12 protein-coding genes are annotated in these 18556 nt (G+C 64.5%); 11 read left to right on the top strand and 1 reads right to left on the bottom strand.

Going from position 1 to position 18556, the window contains the following annotated elements:
* Nucleotides 1–195: 195 nt before the first annotated feature.
* Nucleotides 196–609, top strand: a complete 414-nt coding sequence (locus tag ACEWQZ_RS10120) for a type II secretion system protein (RefSeq protein WP_476482971.1) — start codon at nt 196–198, stop codon at nt 607–609.
* Nucleotides 610–728: 119 nt separating this feature from the next.
* On the opposite strand, the gene ACEWQZ_RS10115 is transcribed toward ACEWQZ_RS10120, so the two are convergent.
* Nucleotides 729–1226, bottom strand: a complete 498-nt coding sequence (locus ACEWQZ_RS10115) for a prepilin-type N-terminal cleavage/methylation domain-containing protein (RefSeq protein WP_476482970.1) — start codon at nt 1224–1226, stop codon at nt 729–731.
* A 181-nt stretch (nt 1227–1407) separates the two neighbouring features.
* On the opposite strand from ACEWQZ_RS10115, the gene ACEWQZ_RS10110 reads away from it, so the two are divergent.
* The 10 genes from ACEWQZ_RS10110 to dnaE all read left to right on the top strand — a co-directional run bounded on the left by ACEWQZ_RS10110 (nt 1408) and on the right by dnaE (nt 18328).
* Nucleotides 1408–1827, top strand: coding sequence for a type II secretion system protein (locus ACEWQZ_RS10110; RefSeq protein WP_476482969.1), 420 nt, complete (start codon nt 1408–1410; stop codon nt 1825–1827).
* A gap of 1 nt (nt 1828) precedes the next feature.
* On the top strand, nt 1829–2275 hold the full coding sequence (locus tag ACEWQZ_RS10105) for a pilus assembly FimT family protein (RefSeq protein WP_476482968.1): 447 nt from the start codon (nt 1829–1831) through the stop codon (nt 2273–2275).
* Nucleotides 2262–3071 carry a type II secretion system protein gene (locus ACEWQZ_RS10100; RefSeq protein WP_476482967.1) on the top strand — a complete coding sequence of 270 codons (810 nt, stop codon included), beginning with the start codon at nt 2262–2264 and terminating at the stop codon, nt 3069–3071. Before ACEWQZ_RS10105 ends, ACEWQZ_RS10100 begins: the two co-directional genes overlap by 14 nt.
* The gene (locus ACEWQZ_RS10095; RefSeq protein WP_476482966.1) at nt 3068–3466 is read left to right on the top strand and encodes a hypothetical protein; all 399 of its coding nucleotides are present in this window, start codon (nt 3068–3070) and stop codon (nt 3464–3466) included. The genes ACEWQZ_RS10100 and ACEWQZ_RS10095 overlap by 4 nt, the downstream gene beginning before the upstream one ends.
* A 2-nt stretch (nt 3467–3468) precedes the next feature.
* Nucleotides 3469–7674, top strand: coding sequence for a DUF6701 domain-containing protein (locus tag ACEWQZ_RS10090; protein WP_476482965.1), 4206 nt, complete (start codon nt 3469–3471; stop codon nt 7672–7674).
* A 49-nt stretch (nt 7675–7723) separates the two neighbouring features.
* Nucleotides 7724–8728 (top strand): GGDEF domain-containing response regulator, encoded by a 1005-nt coding sequence (locus ACEWQZ_RS10085; RefSeq protein ID WP_476482964.1) that lies wholly within the window; start codon nt 7724–7726, stop codon nt 8726–8728.
* A gap of 144 nt (nt 8729–8872) precedes the next feature.
* Entirely contained in the window at nt 8873–10159 is a 1287-nt protein-coding gene (locus ACEWQZ_RS10080) for a TraB/GumN family protein (RefSeq protein WP_476482963.1), read from the top strand.
* Nucleotides 10160–10222: 63 nt separating this feature from the next.
* On the top strand, nt 10223–12931 hold the full coding sequence (locus ACEWQZ_RS10075; RefSeq protein ID WP_476482962.1) for a DUF349 domain-containing protein: 2709 nt from the start codon (nt 10223–10225) through the stop codon (nt 12929–12931).
* Complete coding sequence (locus ACEWQZ_RS10070; protein WP_476482961.1) at nt 12928–14586, top strand: Na+/H+ antiporter NhaC family protein; 1659 nt, start codon at nt 12928–12930, stop codon at nt 14584–14586. The genes ACEWQZ_RS10075 and ACEWQZ_RS10070 overlap by 4 nt, the downstream gene beginning before the upstream one ends.
* Before the next feature lie 247 nt (nt 14587–14833).
* On the top strand, nt 14834–18328 hold the full coding sequence (gene dnaE / locus ACEWQZ_RS10065) for a DNA polymerase III subunit alpha (RefSeq protein ID WP_476482960.1): 3495 nt from the start codon (nt 14834–14836) through the stop codon (nt 18326–18328).
* The last annotated feature ends 228 nt before the right edge of the window (nt 18329–18556 follow it).

The following is an 18556-nucleotide window of genomic DNA, read 5'->3' as shown; positions in this document are numbered from 1 at the left end:
GGCCCTCACCCAAAAGAATTTTCCGGCCAAAGCGCCAATTGGCACGGTAAATGCATATGCTTGGTCGTGGGTTGTCACCCGCCGACGCAGTACCAAAAACGGCTGCGGCCGGTTCGGCACTGCTGACGACAACCTTCGATTTCGACCCCGGACCGCGGTCTGCGTCGAAACATTCAACCCAAAGGAGAAAGACCAATGCAGAGCATCAACATTCAAAAATCCCAGGGCGGTTTCACCCTGATCGAACTGGTAATCGTCATCGTCATCCTCGGCATCCTCGCTGCCGTGGCCGTGCCGCGGTTTATCGATCTGAGCGAAGAGGCCGCCCAGGCTGCAGTGGAAGGAACGGCTGGAGGCTTGGCATCCGCGAGCGCGATCAACTTTGCGGCCTGTGCTGCCAAAAACTTTGACGGCAGCGAAGCCGAGTGCACATTGGTCGATGATTGCGATCAACTCGATGGCTTGATGGTCGAATTCGACAACGCTCGCTATACGATCGCCAGTGGATCCCTGGGAAGCGCCGCTGGCGATTCCGCCGAGTGCACGGTAACCGACGACGATAATAACGTCACCGCTACATTCCCGGGCATTTACACCGGCACCCCGTAGCCCTAATGCTACTAGTGCCAGCACGCGAAAGACCCCGCCTTTATGCGGGGTCTTTTCCTTCCATTTTTGCTCAACCCCGTCTGCCGTATTTGTTGAAGCCAGCTCCCACAGCCCGCTCTTCAACAGTCGGTCGCAAAGAACTCGATCCGCGGCCGCTCGCCCGGGCCGCCGGCGCGGGTGTAGCGGACGCGACAGCCGTTGAGATTGCTGGCCATCTCACCCGAGCGCAGGTTGATCTGCTCGCCGCCGCCGGTAAAGCGCACGCCCTGGCGGATGAGCATGCGCACGATGCCGGGCTCGGAGGCGTTGGGGTAGCCGTAGTGGGTGGTGATGAATTCGCCGGGCGCGCAGCTTGGCTGCGGGCACACGCGGGTGGTGCTGGAGTTGTCGGCGGGCAGCGCCGGGTTGCAATCCGCGTCGAGCTGGCAGGCTGCAAAGGCAATGGTCGCGGCACTGTGGGTCGCCCGGTACACGCCCTCGAGCTGAGCCGTTCGCGCTTCGCTGCGCAAATCCAGAAAGCGCGGAAGGGCCACCGCGGCCACGATGCCCAGCAGCAGAATCACGACCAGCAGCTCGATCAGGGTGAAACCATTCGCTCGGCGCGCTGCATGACCCATTCATTCCCCCTTGACGTCGTCCGCCCGCGGCGGCTTCCTGATGGTTCGCTGCAGCATACCCGTATCCGCAAACCCACCTCAAATGCAAAACCATCGACCAGGATCGATACCCCGTCGGGTTTGGCACGCAAGCTGCATTAAAATCATGACAGCATCGAGAAACCGGATCCGAACACGCTCAATGACCATGCGCCCTCTGAAAAACGGCTTCACGCTGATCGAATTCGTGATCGCGCTGGTGGTCATCGGCGTCGGCGCGGCCGTTCTTACCAGCTTCGTCACGCCCGCGGCCGGCAGCGCCGACCCCATGATCCAGGCACAGGCGCGCGCGATTGCTGCCGGATACATGGACGAAATCCTGCTGCGCCGACACGATCCCGGCGACTGCACGGGCGGGCGCGGCAGCTGGGATTCGATCCGCTGCTACGACGGCCTGAGCGAATCTCCCACCGATCAGTTCGGCAATGCCATTGCGGCGCTGAACGACTACCAGGTCACCGTGACCGTCAGCGGCAGCGTGCCGGCAGGGATCACCGTGGCTGTCTCGCACAGCTCCGGCAGCGTCGATTATTCGCTTCAGAGCCAGCGGGGAGCGTACTGACATGCCCGCCCACGGCCAGCAAGGTTTCACCCTGACCGAGCTCGTCATCATTCTCGTGCTCGTCGGCGTGCTTGCCGCCTTCGTCGCGCCGCGCATCAATATCGAAGGTTTCCAGAGAGCGGCTTTCGGCGACGAGCTCATCAACGCCCTGCGCCATGCCCAGAAGACCGCCATCGGCTCAGGCTGCCCTGTTCAGGCCATCGTCGATGCAGCAAGCGACAGCTACAGCCTGGCCTATACCGGCGCCGGTGGCAGCGCTTGCGGCAGCGGATCGACAGCCCTGCCCCACCCCACCCGCGGCGGCGCCTTTACCGGCAGCGGCGGCATCGATGCCGGCGGCGCGGTCGTTTTCGACGCCATGGGCCGCACGGCAAGCGGCCTGAGCATCACGCTGGCCGATGGCGAGACCATCATCGTGGAAGCGGAGACCGGCTATGTCCATCGCTAGCCACCGCGGCTTCACCCTGATCGAGCTCATCCTGGTGATCGTGCTCGTCGGCATCCTGGCGGTGGTCGCCACGGTCTTCATTCTGCCGCCCTTCCAGGCCGCCGCCGATATCGAACGCCGCGCCAGCCTGGTCGACGCCGCCGATCTTGCCATCAACCGCATCACCCGCGAAGTCCGCAATGCCCTGCCCAACAGCCTGAACGTCTCGGGCAATCAGGTCGAGTTCATCTCGACGGTGGCCCACGGTCGCTATCGGCGGCTGCCGGCTCCCGATGGCAGCGGCGATACTTTCTTTCCGGCCAATTCACAGGGCAGCTTCGATGTGCTTGGCAGCCTGCTGAACTCCGGCTCCATTACCACCCGCTCTCCAGGCACCGACTGCGGTACCAGCGCCGGCAGTTGTCTGTCGGTCTACAACACAGGCCAGAGCGGCTTCGATGCCTGGTCAGGCGACAACCTCGCAGCGATCACCGACGTCAGCGGTACTTCCATCAGCTACGACAGCGGCGGCCCATCCTTCAAGACCCACTCGCCGCAGCAGCGCTTTCATGTTATCGACAGAACCGTCGCCTATACCTGCAGCAACGGGCAACTGCACCGCCACGCCGGCTACGGTGTCGGCAACAGCCCGAGCGGCCCGGGTCATCTCGTGGCCGACAACATCACCGGCTGCACATTCAGCTACAACCCTGGCACCTCCACCCGCCGCGGCCTGCTGACCGTCCGCCTCGACCTGGCCAAAGATGGCGAATCCATCTTCCTGCTCGGTCAGGCCCAGGTACTCAACACGCCATGATCAGCATCAGACAACAACGCGGCGCCGCCCTGTTCGTCGGCATCTTCCTGATCACCGTCGTCGTAGTCTTCGCCGCGGTCGTGGCGCTGACATCGAGCACCCAGCACCTCGGCCAGGCACGGGCGGGGCTGGCAGAACAGGCCTGGTACACCGCGGTCGGCAGGCTGGAAGCCGAAACCCAGCATATTGCCAACGGCAGCGGCTGCACCAACGCCGACGAAACGGTCAACGCCTTTTTCGTGAAAGTCCGCTGCGCCGGACCACAGAACGTCAAGGAAGGCGACCGGTCATACGACATCCACACGATTTCCGTCACTGCCGGACAGGGCGATCGCTCAAGCGCCGTGTTCGTTCGCCGGACAGTCCGCAGCCAAATCACGGACCTGGGGAGTTGATAATGCGCACCAGCAGAACCCTGCCACATTCGATACTTGCTCTCTGCCTTCCGCTGGCGCTGCTTCTGTGCTCGCAGGTCCTTGCCCAACCGCAGGTTGACCGCTACACAAGCCCTGGAAATCACACCTTCACGGTGCCTGACCTTGTATACGAGATCACCGTGGAGGCCTGGGGTGGCGGCGGCCGAGGCGGAAACAGAAACAACCTGGGAGCATCCGGTGGTGGTGGCGGTGGCGCTTACTCCCGCAGCGTTCTGTCGGTGACACCCGGGCAAACGTTAAGCTTTCATGTTGGTGCCGGCAGCGGCTCGACCGCCCCCGGGCAGGACTCCTGGTTTACAGATCCATCCACTGTTCTCGCCAAAGGCGGGCAGAGCGCGGGCAACAACAGTTCCGTTGGCGCGCAGGGAGGCCAGGCTGCGGATGGCGCAGGCGATGTCCGCTTCTCTGGCGGAAGGGGCGCTGACAACCCATCGAACAGACGAGGAGGGGGAGGAGGATCCTCTGCGGGCCCAGCCCACAACGGCGTTGATGCCAACGGTAACAACGGCGCCGCCGCACCGGCGGGCGGCGGCTCGGGCGGCGATGGCGGAAGCACGGTCTTGATTATATTCAGTGGGGCCGGTGACCCGGGACAAGCACCAGGCGGCGGCGGTGGTGGCGGCGCCGGCAGATGGCTTGGAAGCGGCTCGGGCGGCGCCGGTGCCAATGGAAAAATCGTCATCAAGTATCAGGCGCTCGAAGTGCCTCCCGCAGAAATCCGAGCCGAATGGCGCATGGACGAAGCCAAGTGGGTCGGCGCCAGCGGAGAAATCGTCGACAGCAGCGGCAATGGCAACCATGGCACGGCCCGAACCGCCGGCGGCGATAACGCCGTGCCCGACACTGCGCCGGGCCAGGTCTGCCGGGCCGGGCGGTTTCGCGGCCAGGGGTTCAATCCAGTCAACCCGCCGCCCTACTACGTCGATGCTCAGCACTACGCCAGTATTCCCGACACGCCTTCCCTATCGCCGCTGGAGAGCGCCGGCGCCATGAGCATCGGCGGCTGGTTCCGCATGGAAGAGGTTGGCGGCAAACTGCTCCACAAGGGTGAAGGCGGGCCATCCCAGGAGTACCAGGTGTCGGTCGACGGCAACCGGCTCGAGTTCACCCTCTGGAACCGCTGGGGCAGTCCCGGATCCATGACCGTGAGTTCGCATTCTCTCTCGGCCGACACCTGGTACTTCTTCGTAATCACTGCCATGTCCTTGCCGGGCGGCGATGACGTGCTCGTGCGTGGCCACCTCTACGACGAGTCCGGCCAGATCGGTGCAGTCTCCGAACAGACGCTGAACGTTGACTACACCAACAAGCAAACCAGCGGCGACTTGTTCCTCGCTGCCGAGAGCTTTGGCAGTGCACCGGTCAATTTTTTCCAGGGCTTGCTGGACGAGCTGCGAATCTACAGCGGCATCCTTGAATCCTCCGAGATCGACAGCTTCTGGGCCAACAGTCGACCCTGCCCCGACTATTCCGGACCAGAGCTCGAGTATCGCTTCGAACAATCCTCTTTTGACGGCACCCCCGCCGAAGTCGAAGACAGCAGTGGCAACGGACGCCACGGCACCACAGCGGGCAGCAACATCGACAGCCGATTCAACCATCCGGCCACCCCCGGCAGCCCGGGCACCTGCCGTTACGCCAGATTCGAGGCTTCCAGCGATTTCCAGACGGGCGGCTACATTCATTCTCCAGGTGTTTCCGAGATTCTGAACCAGACCGCCACGATGACTTTCTGGATTCGCACCACACAATCCAGTGACAACAGCGAAGCCTGGCAGTCGCCGGGCATAGCGGGTATCGAACAAGTGGGCGGCACTGAAGATATCTTCTGGGGCTGGATAGACCAGGCCGGCCGCATCGGAATCTCCGTTGGCGATGACTACTCCGCAAGCCAGAAATCAACGCAGCCAATCAACGACGGCACCTGGCGACACATTGCGCTGACCTGGGATCAAGCCAGCGGCGATACCGAGATTTATATCGATGGCGTGCTCAATCAGTCGGGCAATAGCGGCGGGGGCCAAATCATCGGCAACAGCTATTCCAGTATCGGTCGCATCGAAAACACGAACCCGGGCACTGCCCCTTACCATTTTGACGGCGAACTGGATGAAGTACGAATCTACGAAGGCGTATTGAGTGCAGGTGAAATTGCTGCCATCAGCAATGAAACGCGACCGTGCGATATCGGTTATGACCATATCCGACTGCACCATCCTGATACCGGGCTGACCTGTTCACCCGTGACCATACTGGTAGAGGCCTGCGCCGATTCCGATTGCGATTCACTGTATGACGGAACCGTGGCAATCGATTTCACGTCGCCGGCCTCGGGCTGGACGCCTGATCCGGTGTCTTTCGACAGCTCTGGAAACGTCATGCTTCAACACACGACGCCGGGCATGGTGACACTGGGCGCTGTGGCAATCGATCCAGTTGCGAGCAATCCCACTCAGTGCTTTACGCCCGGCGGTGTGAACCCGACGTGTGAAATGGAGTTCTTCGACTCCGGTTTCGTGATCGACATCCCCGACCACGTCGCCGACACCTCCGTCACCGGAACCATCGCGGCCGTGCGTTCGGACCCGAACAACCCTGAACAATGCGTACCCGGCTTCGACGAACCCAAGGATGTCCGATTCTGGTCTCAGTACTTCAATCCGGGCAGCGGCAGCCTGCAAGCCAGCATCAACGGCAACGCGATTGCCACCGCCCAACCGGGCACGGGCATTTCGATCGCTTTTGACGGCAACGGCGTGGGCAGCTTCCAGTTCCAATATCCCGATGTGGGCAGAGTCGCAATCAACGCCAGGTATGTCGGCAGCGGAAAAGAGGCCGGCCTGGTCATGACCGGCCGTGACGACTTCGTCGCCCGCCCTGCCCGGTTCACGCTCGTTATCCCGGGCAATGAGGCAGCCAGCGACGAAAACGGTGATGTCTTCATGGCCGCCGGTGAAAATTTCGAAATCACGGTTGCCGCGCGCAACGCCAACAACGGCATCACGCCCAACTTCGGGCGCGAATCAACACCGGAAGGCGTGGATCTGGATGTGGGACTGGTTGCGCCGTCCGGCGGCTTGGCGCCCGGCCTGTCCGGGGGCTTCGGCAGTTTCGGAACCGACTGTGATGGCCATAGCGCAGCGGCGGGCACGGCCTGCGGCGAGTTTTTCTGGCCCGAGGTCGGCATCATCTCGCTCGAGCCGCGGCTGAAAAGCGGCTCCTATCTCGGCACGGCCGATGTCGTCGGCAGTCAGGTTGATCACGTCGGGCGCTTCATCCCGGACCATTTCGAGCTCGGCAGCGGCGAAATCATCGGTCGCGCCGGTCTCGGCGAGTGCGACGACAGTCCTTTCACCTATATCGGCGAACGCTTCGACGCGAAGTTCACCCTGTACGCAAAAAACGCACACGGAATCACGACGGCCAACTATCAAGGCGCCTTTGAGTTCCTTGGCGGTGGCGATCTCGATCTGTCGGGCACACCCGCGCCGCATATCAATGGCGGAACCGTTGCCTGGACCATGGGGGCCGGCGATGCCAGCGCGCAGTTGACACTGCCGCGTTCAGGCCCTGAAGGTCCCTACCCGGACTATGAGGTCACCACCGCGCCGATCGACGGCGACGGCGTCTCACTCAGCGGCAGCGGCCTGGTCGGTTCGACCGAGCTGCGCTTCGGCCGCATCGTCATCGACAACGCCATCGGCTCCGAGCTGGGCCCGCTCGATCTGCCCTGGCGGGCGGAGTACTGGGACGGCGCCACCTGGCGGGTCAACGAGGCCGACGAGTGCACCGCGATTGATCTTGTAGCTGAGGTCTCACTCGACACCGACCAGAATGATAGCGGCAGCGGGGCCGACACCGTTTCTGTCGGCGGCGGCAATACCCACATCGACACCTCCTGCAGCGTGTTGACTCTGGGCGATCAACCGCCGTCCTGCGGCTCCGATTCCGGCCCGGGGCCCGGCAGGGGAAGATTCCGCTTCACGGAGCCCGGTTCACCCGGCTGGGTCAAGGTGCTGCTGGGGCTCGACAGCCGCTGGTCTTTCCTGCAAGACGATCTCGAGGACAGCGGTGCTTTCGACGACAACCCCGAAGCGCGCGCCACTTTCGGCCTGTTTGACGGCAACAGCCAGCGCATTTACATTCGCGAAACTGCACCGCAATAGATCGGGGCCGGCTGTGGATAAGTTGCACGCCAGGAGCACATGACGCAGAATGACCATTCGCAGGGAAGCGGTAGCCACCGCAATATCGGGCAGGCAGGAATCCATGCTGCAGGTAATCGATCAATCCAGCCGGCATCGGCGCGTGCTGTTTGTCGACGACTCCCGGCTGATGCGCTATGCGGGCAGCCGGTTTCTGCATGACCACTGCGAGGTGGTGCTGGCTGAAGACGGGCGCGACGCCTGGCGCCGGCTGAACGGCGACGATCAGATCGATCTGGTCTTCACCGATCTGATGATGCCGGTAATGGACGGCCACGAGCTGATCCGGCGCATTCGCCAGTCTTCGGAGCAGCGCATTCGCCAGCTGCCCGTTCTGGTGGTGACCGGCAACGATGAAGCCAGCGCGCGCGAACTGGCCATCAGCGAAGGCGCGAGCGACTTCATCACCAAACCCTTCAGTCCCGAGGATCTGCGCCATGCGCTGGTGGCCGACAACCGCGCCTCAGCGCCGGCCGCCCCGCGCATTGCCGGCCTGCCTTCGGAGCTGGCGCCGGCCACCAGGCCGCAGAGCCCGTTTCAGCAGCCCGAAGAGCCGGCCAGCTACTGCCGGCGCCTGCAGCAGACCATCAGCTTTCATCAGCGCCAGCGCCTCGAACTGTCGCTGCTGCATATCCAGTTTCAGGGCTACTGGCAGCTCAACAACCGTTTTGGCCGCCACTGGGCCGATGCCGTGATGCGCAATCTCGACCGGATCCTGGTCGATGTGCTCCGCGACGAAGACAGTATTCACCGAACCGCCGATGACCTCTACAGCGTGATCCTCATGGCCACCGGACGCGACGGAGCACGGGTTCTGGTCCGCCGGCTGCGCCAGCGCCTGGTGGGCAGCCGCATGCGCTTTTCCAGCATGGAAGTGCCCATCGAGGTTCGCTTTGCCGTGCAATTTCCCGACCTGGCCGAGGAGGACGACCCGGAAATCCTGCTCGACGAGGCGCTGAAACTCGTCCACTGGCGGACCTCCACCCGCCCGCAGAGCGAAACGAACCGCCACTGATTCCCCTCCGGTCGCAGGCCGCCCGGCGCTCGCGGGGCCGCGGCGGAAGTTTTCGGCATTCATGGGGCAACCCGCCGGTCTTGCGGCGCTCGCAAGCCTTCCCGATCAGCTAAACTGCTGCATTGTTTTGCCGAACCAGCCTTGATGACATCTGCCTCGACGACACCCGAACCGTCCGACCTCTTTGGTGACGAGCCCGTCCGCCAGGTGACCCGCGACGGCGTGGACTACGTACTGCTCGGCACCGCCCACGTCTCGCGCACCAGCGCCGAGGCGGTAGAGCGCCTGATCGACAGCGGCCACTACGACGCCGTGGCCATCGAGCTGTGCGCCCCGCGTTACCAGTCCCTGACCGAACGCGACGCCTGGCGCGACATGAATCTGTTCCAGATCATCCGCCAGGGCAAGGCCGGCATGATGATGGCCTCGCTGGCACTGTCGGCCTACCAGCGCCGCATTGCCGAGCAGTTCGGCATCGAGCCCGGCGCAGAAATGAAGATGGCCATCGAGGCAGCGCGTCGATCCGGGCTGCCGGTGCAGCTCATCGACCGCGATATCGGCATCACCCTGCGGCGCGCCTCCCGGCGGCTGTCGTGGTGGAAGCGCTGGCTGATGCTCAACGGCCTGGTCATGTCCATGTTTTCGCGTCAGAAGGTCGCCGAGGAAGACATCGAGCGCCTCAAGCAAGGCGACCTGCTCACCGAGACCTTCAGCGAATTCTCCGAAAACGCACCGGAACTCTACGACGCGCTGATTGCCGAGCGCGACCGCTTCATGGCGGCGCGCCTGCGGCAGGAAAACGAGAATCGCGCCCCGCGCCGGGTCCTCGCCGTGATCGGCGCCGGCCACCTGGAAGGCACCAGCAAGGCACTGCAGGGCCAGAATCAGGGCCAGGATCAGGACCAGGACCAGAGCGAGAACCAGAGCAACGGCGATGGCGAGCACTCAAGACCGCCGGCTGACACGGTGGCACAGCTCAACGCCATGCCGCCGGCATCGCGATTCCTGAAATCGCTGCCCTGGCTGGTTCTCGCCCTGGTCGCCACCGGTTTCATCATCGGATTTTCGCGCTCGCCGGAATTGGGCTGGGCGCTGGTAGCCACCTGGGTGGTGATCAACGGCACGCTCTCGGCGCTGGGCGCGCTGATTGCCGGCGGCCATCCGCTGACCGTCATCACCGCCCTGCTGGCCGCGCCGCTGACCTCTCTCAACCCCACGATCGGTGCCGGCATGGTCACGGGTGCGGTCGAGGCGGGCTTGCGAAAACCACGGGTGGGCGACTTCGAAAGCCTGCGCGATGATGTGGTTCGACTTTCAGGCTGGTGGAAAAACCGCGTTTCGCGGGTTCTGCTGGTGTTCTTCCTGTCCAATCTCGGCTCCGCCGTCGGCACCTGGGTGGCCGGCTTCCGGATGGTACAGCAGCTGACCTGACAGGCATTTTGGCGCGGCGAAACCACAATCACCCACGCTTCAACAGGAGGGGAACAAACGGTCATGAGCATCAAGGCAAGGTTTTTCGGAAAGCCCTGGCAGCGAAAGGACCCCGCCGTTCGGGCGCAGGCCGTTGCCGAAAACGAGGATCCGGAGCTCGTGCAGCAGCTGGGCCGTATTGCCGAACACGACGAATCGGCCACGGTACGTCTGGCCGCTCTGCGCCGCATCAACACCGAACCCTTCTGGCTCGATGCCCGCCTGCGCGAGTCCGACAGCGCCATTGTCGAGGCTGCCGACGCCTTTCTGTTCCGGGCGGTCATTGACAAAGCCAACGACAAGCTGCTCAAGGAGCGGCTGGAGTGGTTGCGCCGCATCGATCACGACGAATTCATCCGCCGGGCGGCCCGCCAGGCGCCCGAAAGCGCCGTGCGCGCCGAGGCGCTTGCGCGCATCGACTCTCCCGGCTTTCTGGGCGACTGCGCAATTGCAGAAAGCGATCATCAACTCGCGCTGTCGCTGATCGAGCGCATCGACCGGATCTCGACTCTGGAGCGCATGCATGATGCCTTGAGGCGCCGCAACAAGCGCCGCACGCAGGCGGTTGCCGAGCGGCTTGATGCCCTGCAGGCGGGCAGCGGGCAACACGACCTCGGCGCCGCCACCGCCGCCCGCCTGGTCGAGCGCGCCGAGCGCCTGGCCCGCGGCGAACACGACGAGCCGCCGCGAACCGAGCTCGAGGCACTGGAAATCGCCTGGCAGGCCTGCCACAAGCCGCCGGCGGCGCTGGAGCGCCGCTTTTCCGGCGCCCTGGCCATCGCCCGCCGCGCACTGGAAGCCCCGCGGCGCGAGCCGCGCGCGCAAACACAAGACGCGCAGCCGTCGGCCGACACCGTCCCGGAGGAGGACGCAGCCAACCAACAGCTGAGCGCCGTTGTCGAGCGCCTGGAGGCCCTGCCCGATCCGCCGGAGATCGACTCGAATCAGGCCGCCGGACTGCTGGGCGATTTCGATCGCGCCTGGCAGGCCATCGCCGTTCCCGTTCCCGCCGACCAGGCGCTGCGCGAGCGTGCCCTGCCGATTCTGCGGGCGCTGCAAAAGCGCCGGGAGCGCGCCGTCACGGCCGCACCGCGCCGGCAACCGAAACCAGAATCGGCTCCGACGCCCGCGCCGGACAGCACCAACTGGCCGCAGGAACTCGACACCGTCGCCGGGGTGATCGAAGCAGGCGACACGGCCGCCGCCCAGGCCGGGCTGCGCGAACTGCGCCGCCGCATGAGCCGGCTCAAGCCGCGCCAGAGGCCGCGCGAAGCTGCCGGCCGCCTTGCCCGCCTGGAAGGCCGCCTGCGAGAAATGCGCAACTGGGAACACTGGTCCAACAACCAGCACCGCGACGAAATCATCGAGCGAATCGAACAGCTCGCCGACTCCGGGCAGCATCCCGACGCCATCTCGGCAGCGCTGAAAGAAGCGCGTCGGGAGTGGCAGCAGCTTGAAGCCCTGGAAGTGCTGCCCGGCGACAAACGCCGCTACGCTGCGCCCACGGGCCAGTGGCGCCGCTTCCAGACGGCCTGCAAACAGGCCTTCGAGCAAGCTCAGCCCTACTTCGAAAAGCGCCACGAAGTCCAGACCGATAACGAGCAACAGCTCGACACGTTTGTCGAGCGCGGTCATGCCGCAGCCGAGGCAGAAGACAGCGACATCAAGACACTCACGCAATTCGTGCGCGGTGCGCGCCTGGCCATCCGGCGTCTCGACGACCTGCCGCCGAAGTCACGCGGGCAAGCGGCGGCGCGGCTGCGGGCGCTCATGGACGCCCTTTCCGGCCGGCTGGATCAGGCCTTCGAAGCCATCGAAGTGCGCAAACGCGGTCTGATCCGCGAAGCCCAGGCGCTCGAGCACGAAGCCGACCTCAAGACCGCCATCGACAAGGCCAAGGCCCTGCAGGTGCGCTGGCGCGATGCCGGCAGCGGTCGCCGGCGCATCGAGCAGCAGCTGTGGACCGAATTTCGCGCCCCCATCGACCCGCTGTTCGAGAAGCTGCGCGGCGAGCAGGATGAGCAACGTCAACAGCGCCAGGCCGAGTACGCCGCGCTGGAAGAACTGGTGACCCAGGCCGAAGCGCTGGCGACCGCCGACGACAGCGAACTCGACCAGGCACGCGGCCGGTTCCGCACCGTCGAATCCGAATGGGAAGCGGCCGAGCAGCGCCCGGCCAGGCTGGCCGAGCGCTTCGAAAGCGCGCGGCAACAGCTTGAAAAGCGCGTTCACGATCATGAAAGGGCCGCCCGCCGCCAAGCCAGCGAACAACTCGACCGACTGGCCGAGCACGTTCAGCAGGCCTGGCTGGCGCGCCGCGAAGGCCGAGACATGCCCCCCGCGCCGCCCGAGCTGGCCATCGACGGACCTCAGGCCAATCGCCTGAGAGCTGCGCTGGAGGCGCTCGACGACGACGCGCTCGGCGACGACGAGCTGGCGCAGCAAGTGGCCGACAACGGCGCTCGGGCGCGACAGGTGCTCATCGAGCTGGAATTTCTTGCCGGACTGGACTCGCCTGCAGAAGACCGCGAAGCGCGCATGAACCATCAGGTCGAGCGCCTGGCCCAGCGCATGAGTGAACGCAGCACCGCGACCGATCTGGCCGGAGAACTGGCTGAACTGCGGCGCCGCTGGTACGCAAGCTTTCCGCAACCAAACGACCAGCACTCGGGAATGGCAAAGCGCTACCTGAAGTGCCAGAATGCCATCGATTCGATGTCGGGAATCCAATGAATAAAAACCTCATCCTCACGCTGCGCCTGGTGGCGCTGTGCACCGCCCTGCTCGCCAGTCCTGTCCTGTTTGCCGCGGTCGAAGAAGCCGGCCATTTCGGCTGGGTTTCGGTCCTGCCGCCGCTGGTCGCCATTGCCCTGGCGCTGCTGCTGCGGCAGGTGGTTCCGGCCCTGTTCGTGGGCATCTGGCTCGGCGCCTGGGCACTGCACGATTTTTCCCTGATCGGCCTGTGGGTGGCCATGCTCGAAACCTTCGAGCTGCATATCGTCAATGCGCTGGCCAACCCCGACCACGCCGCGGTCATCCTGTTTTCGATGATGGTCGGCGGACTGGTGGGCATCATTTCCAAAAACGGCGGCCTGCACGGCGTCGTCGAGCGCATCGTCGACTATGCCGACAGCGCCATGCGCGCCAGCCTCGCCACCGTGGCCATGGGCCTGGCCATCTTCTTCGATGACTATGCCAACACCCTGGTGGTGGGCAATACCATGCGCCCGGTGACCGACCGCATGCAGATTTCGCGTGAAAAGCTCGCCTACCTGGTGGACTCCACGGCCGCCCCGATCGCCTGCCTCGCCCTGGTCACGACCTGGATCGGCTACGAGGTCGGCCTGATCCGCAGCGCGATCGAAAACATCGCCGGCCTGGAAGCCAACGCCTATTTCGTGTTCATGCACTCCATCGCCTACAGTTTCTACCCGCTGTTTGCGCTGGTGCTGGTCTTTGCCGTGGTGCTCTACGGCCGCGATTTCGGTCCGATGTACAAGGCCGAAAGGCGGGCGCGTGATCACGGCCGGGTAGCGCCGGACGCCGTCAGCACCTCGCTGATCGACGATGACATGCAGCAGGTCCAGCCCGGCGAGCGCACGCCGCTTCTGGCGCGCAACGCCATCGTGCCGGTTCTGGTCCTGATTTTCTCTGTCGTGGGCGGGCTGTTTCTCAGCGGCGAAGGCGAAACACTCCAGGAAGTCATCGGTACCGCCGATCCCTACAAGTCTCTGCTCTGGGGTTCGCTGCTGGGCGTGCTGGCGGCGGTAGTCATGACCGTCCTGCACCGCAGCCTGAGCACCGCCGAGCTGATGGCGGCCTGGTTCACCGGGCTGCGCAGCATGCTCCTGGCGGTGGTCATCCTGGTGCTAGCCTGGGCGCTATCGGGCATGACCGGCGAGCTGGGCACCGCAGGGTTTCTTGCCGAATTGCTGGGCAACCGCCTGCATCCGGGCCTGCTGCCCACCCTGGTCTTCGTGCTGGCGGCAGCCACCGCTTTCGCCACCGGCTCGAGCTGGGGCACCATGGGCATTCTGCTGCCGCTGATGCTGCCCCTGAGCTGGGTACTGATGACCGGCAACGGCATGGAGGGCAGCGAGCACATGCCGATTCTCTACGGCACCGTGGCCGCGGTGCTCGGCGGCGCCGTGTGGGGCGACCACTGCTCGCCCATTTCCGACACCACCATCCTGTCTTCGATGGCCAGCCAGTGCGACCACGTCGAACACGTGCGCACCCAGCTGCCCTACGCCATGTTTGCCGGCGTCATCGCCATCGTGCTGGGCACCCTGCCGGCCGGCTTCGGCGTGCCGTGGTGGCTGTGCCTGCCGGTCGGCGCCACTGCGCTGATTTTGGGGGTTCGGATGATTGGGAGGAAGGTTGACTAAAAAGTGTTAAGTGTGAAGTGTGAAGTGGCGGGCTTGGTTGGGTGAGTGCTATTGATTGGGGCGCAGCCGCAGGGTGGGCAAGTGCCCGAACACCAGGCGACCCACTGCTTGGGAGACGCCCCAACTAAAGTGGCACGACACATCAAATAACCCGCATAACCCCCTGAACTCCCAACACTTCACACTTCACACTTAACACTTAACACTTAACACTTATTCCAAAGCCCCTTCCGTCTATAATCCCCCAATGCCCGACGAAGCCCCCCGAACCTCCACGCCGCCCTTCGTTCATCTGCGGCTGCATACCGAATACTCGCTCGAAGACGGCATGGTGCGTATCGGTGAGCTGGTCGAGCGCGCGGCCGCGCTCGGCATGCCGGCGGTGGCGGTAACCGACTGGCACAACCTGTTCGGGCTGGTCAAATTCTTCAGCGCGGCGATGGCGAAAGGCATCAAGCCGATCGTCGGTGCCGATCTGCGCGTCCAGGACGTTGCCGATGCCGAACGGTTCGGCGTCGTCACCCTGCTGGTGCAGGATCGGGAGGGCTACCTCAACCTGTGCCGGATTCTCTCGCGGAGTTTTCTCGACGGTCGCTTCCGCGGTCAGCCGCGGGTGCATCCGGCCTGGCTGCGAGGCCATACTCAGGGGCTGATCGCGCTGCTCGGACGCCAGTCCGATGTCGGCGAGGCGCTGGCCGGCGGCCAGCGCAGCCTGGCGCAGAGTCGCCTGGAAGACTGGGAAGCCCTGTTTCCGGACCGCCTTTATCTGGCGCTGGAGCGCATGGGCCGGGAAAACGAACGCGTGATCGAGTCCGGGCTGCTCGACCTGGCCGTTCGCCGCCAGCTGCCGGTGGTGGCCAGCAACGACGTGCGCTTTCTGACCCGCGACGACTTCTTCGCGCATGAGGCCCGCGTGTGCATCCATCAGAGCCGGCTGCTCGACGACAAGCGCCGGCCGCGCGATTATGTCGACGAGCAGTACCTGAAAAGCGGCGAGGAAATGGCTGAGCTCTTCGCTGATCTGCCGGTGGCGCTGGAGAACACCCTGCACCTGGCGCGGCGCTGCAATCTCGAACTGCGTCTGGGCGAATACTTTCTGCCCGCCTTCCCGGTTCCGGAGGGAGACACGGAGGATGACTTTGTTCGGGTCAAATCCTTCGAGGGCCTCGAGCAACGCCTCGAACGCCACGGCCTGGCCGACGATCTGTCGCGAGACGACTATGACCAGCGCCTCGAACGCGAACTGAAGGTCATCGTCTCGATGGGCTTTTCGGGCTACTTCCTGATCGTGGCCGACTTCATTGCCTGGGCGCGCGCCAACGGCGTGCCGGTCGGGCCCGGACGCGGCTCGGGCGCCGGCTCTGTCGTGGCCTGGTGTCTCGGGATCACCGACGTGGATCCAATGCGTTACGAGCTTTTATTCGAGCGCTTTCTCAACCCTGAACGGGTTTCCATGCCCGACTTCGATATCGACTTCTGCGTTGAGGGCCGCGACCGCGTGATCGAGTATGTCGCCCAGCGTTACGGTCGCGACCAGGTCGCGCAGATCATCACCTACGGCACCATGGCGGCCAAGGCCGTGGTGCGCGACTGCGGGCGCGTGCTCGGCTACAACTACGGCTTTGTCGACTCCATTGCCAAGCTCATTCCCAACCAGCTCGACATCACCCTGGGCAAGGCGCTGGACGAAGAGCCCGAACTCAAGGCCCGCTACGAGCGGGAAGACGACACCCGCTCGATCCTCGACCTTGCGCGCTCGCTCGAAGGCCTTTCGCGCAACGCCGGCAAGCACGCCGGCGGCGTGGTGATCGCCCCCGGCCCCCTGACCGACTACACCCCGCTCTACACCGAGCCCGACGGGCAGTCGGTGCTCACCCAGTTCGACAAGAACGATGTCGAGGAAATCGGCCTGGTCAAGTTCGACTTTCTCGGCTTGCGCAACCTGACCATCATCGACTGGGCACTGCGGGCGGTGAACGCCACACGCGAGACTTCCGGCGAGGCGCCGATCGACCTCGACGACGTGCCGCTCGACGACGCCAAGGCCTTCGAACTGCTGCGCGCGGCGCACACCACCGCCGTGTTCCAGCTCGAATCCCCGGGCATGAAGGAGATGCTGCGCAAGCTCAAGCCCGACAGCTTCAACGACATTGTCGCCGCCGTGGCGCTATACCGTCCGGGCCCGCTGGATGCCGGCATGGTCGAGGAATACATCGACCGCAAACACGGTCGGGCGCCGGTGCGCTATCCGCACCCACTGGCCGAACCCATTCTCGAACCCACCTGGGGCGTGATCCTCTATCAGGAGCAGGTCATGCAGATTGCCCAGGAGCTGGCCGGCTACAGCCTCGGTGCCGCCGACCTGCTGCGCCGCGCCATGGGCAAGAAGAACGCCGAGGAAATGGAGCGCCAGCGCGAGCTGTTCGTCTCCGGCGCCGCCGACAAGGGCATCGAACAAGACCAGGCCCAGTCGATCTTCAACCTGATGGAGACCTTCGCCCGCTACGGCTTCAACAAGTCGCACTCGGTCGCTTACGCCCTGGTGGCCTATCACACCGCCTGGCTGAAGGCGCACTACCCGGCCGAGTTCATGGCAGCCGTGCTTTCGGCCGACCTCGACAAGACCGACAAGATCGCCAACCTGATCGAGGACTGCCGGCTGATGGACCTGGAAATCCTGCCGCCCGACGTCAACCGCTCGGCATATCGTTTCGAGGTCGAAAACGGCGCCATCCGCTACGGCCTGGGTGCGCTCAAGGGCGTGGGCAAGGGGGCCGTGGAAAACCTGGTCGATATTCGCACCCGCTGCGGCGGCTTCACCTCGCTGGCTCACTTGTGCCGCGAGGTGGATCTGTCGCGGCTCAACCGCCGCACGCTCGAGACCCTGATCCGCTCCGGTGCCGCCGACAGCCTGCACGGCAACCGCGCGGCCCTGATGCAAAGCCTGCCGGACACCGTGGCCGAAGCCGAGCGCTACCAGGCCGACCGCGAAGCCGGTCAGTCGAGCCTTTTCGGCGGCGTGTCCGCCCAGAGTGAGACCGCCTTCGAAGAACGCCCGCTGCCCGAGCTGCGTGACTGGACATTGCGCCAGCGGCTGCGTGCAGAAAAGGAAACCCTGGGGCTTTACCTCTCCGGCCACCCGATGGACGAGCTGCGCGACGAGCTGGCAAACACCACAACCACCACGCTTGACGGTATCGAAGCGCTGATCGGCCACGGTGGTGGTGGCCACAGCGGCCGTCGCGGTCAGGGCCGGCCAATGACCCTGGCCGGCCTGATTGCCGCCATTCGGCGCCGCCCCGGCAAGGGCGCCTTCATCGCCCTCGATGACGGCACGGCGCGGCTGGAGGTTGCCGTATTCGATCGTCTGTTCCAGCAGATCGGCGAGCGGCTTCTGGCCGACGAGATCGTCATCGTCAAGGGGCGGGTGGAAGTCGACAGCTTCCGCGGCGGCTATCGCATGGTGGCCGACGAGGTCATGAGCGTCGACGAAGCCCGCTCTCAGTTTGCCAGACACGTGGATGTCGAGATCGACCGGCCGCCGAAGGCGCTGAGACAGGATCTCGCCGCCGCCCTGCAGCCCTACCGCCAGGGCCACACGCCGGTGGTCATCCAGTACCGCAACCAGTCAGCCCGCGCCGTGCTGGAGCTTGGAGAAAACTGGCGCGTCACGCCGTCGACGGAACTGCTGGCCGCGCTCAGCGGAGTACCGGGGATCGGAGAAGTCAGGTTGAAATACTGAAGGCTGGCGGGCGCTCGCCGGGGAAAGCGAGCAACAAGCGGGAAAATCAATACAAATCTCGATGACTCACTCTTCAACGATCAGAACCAGATCTCGCTGATCCGGGGCGACCGCAAATTCCGAAGCCGGCCGCAGGCCGTTTCGAACATTGGCGTTTCGATCATTCGAATTTGTCTGGGATCTGGCGCTTGGTGCCTGAGAGCTTCAGGCGTGTTCAACGCCCCTGGT

Source organism: Wenzhouxiangella sp. YN1 (assembly GCF_056324145.1).
This window is presented reverse-complemented; position numbering and strand designations above follow the sequence as displayed.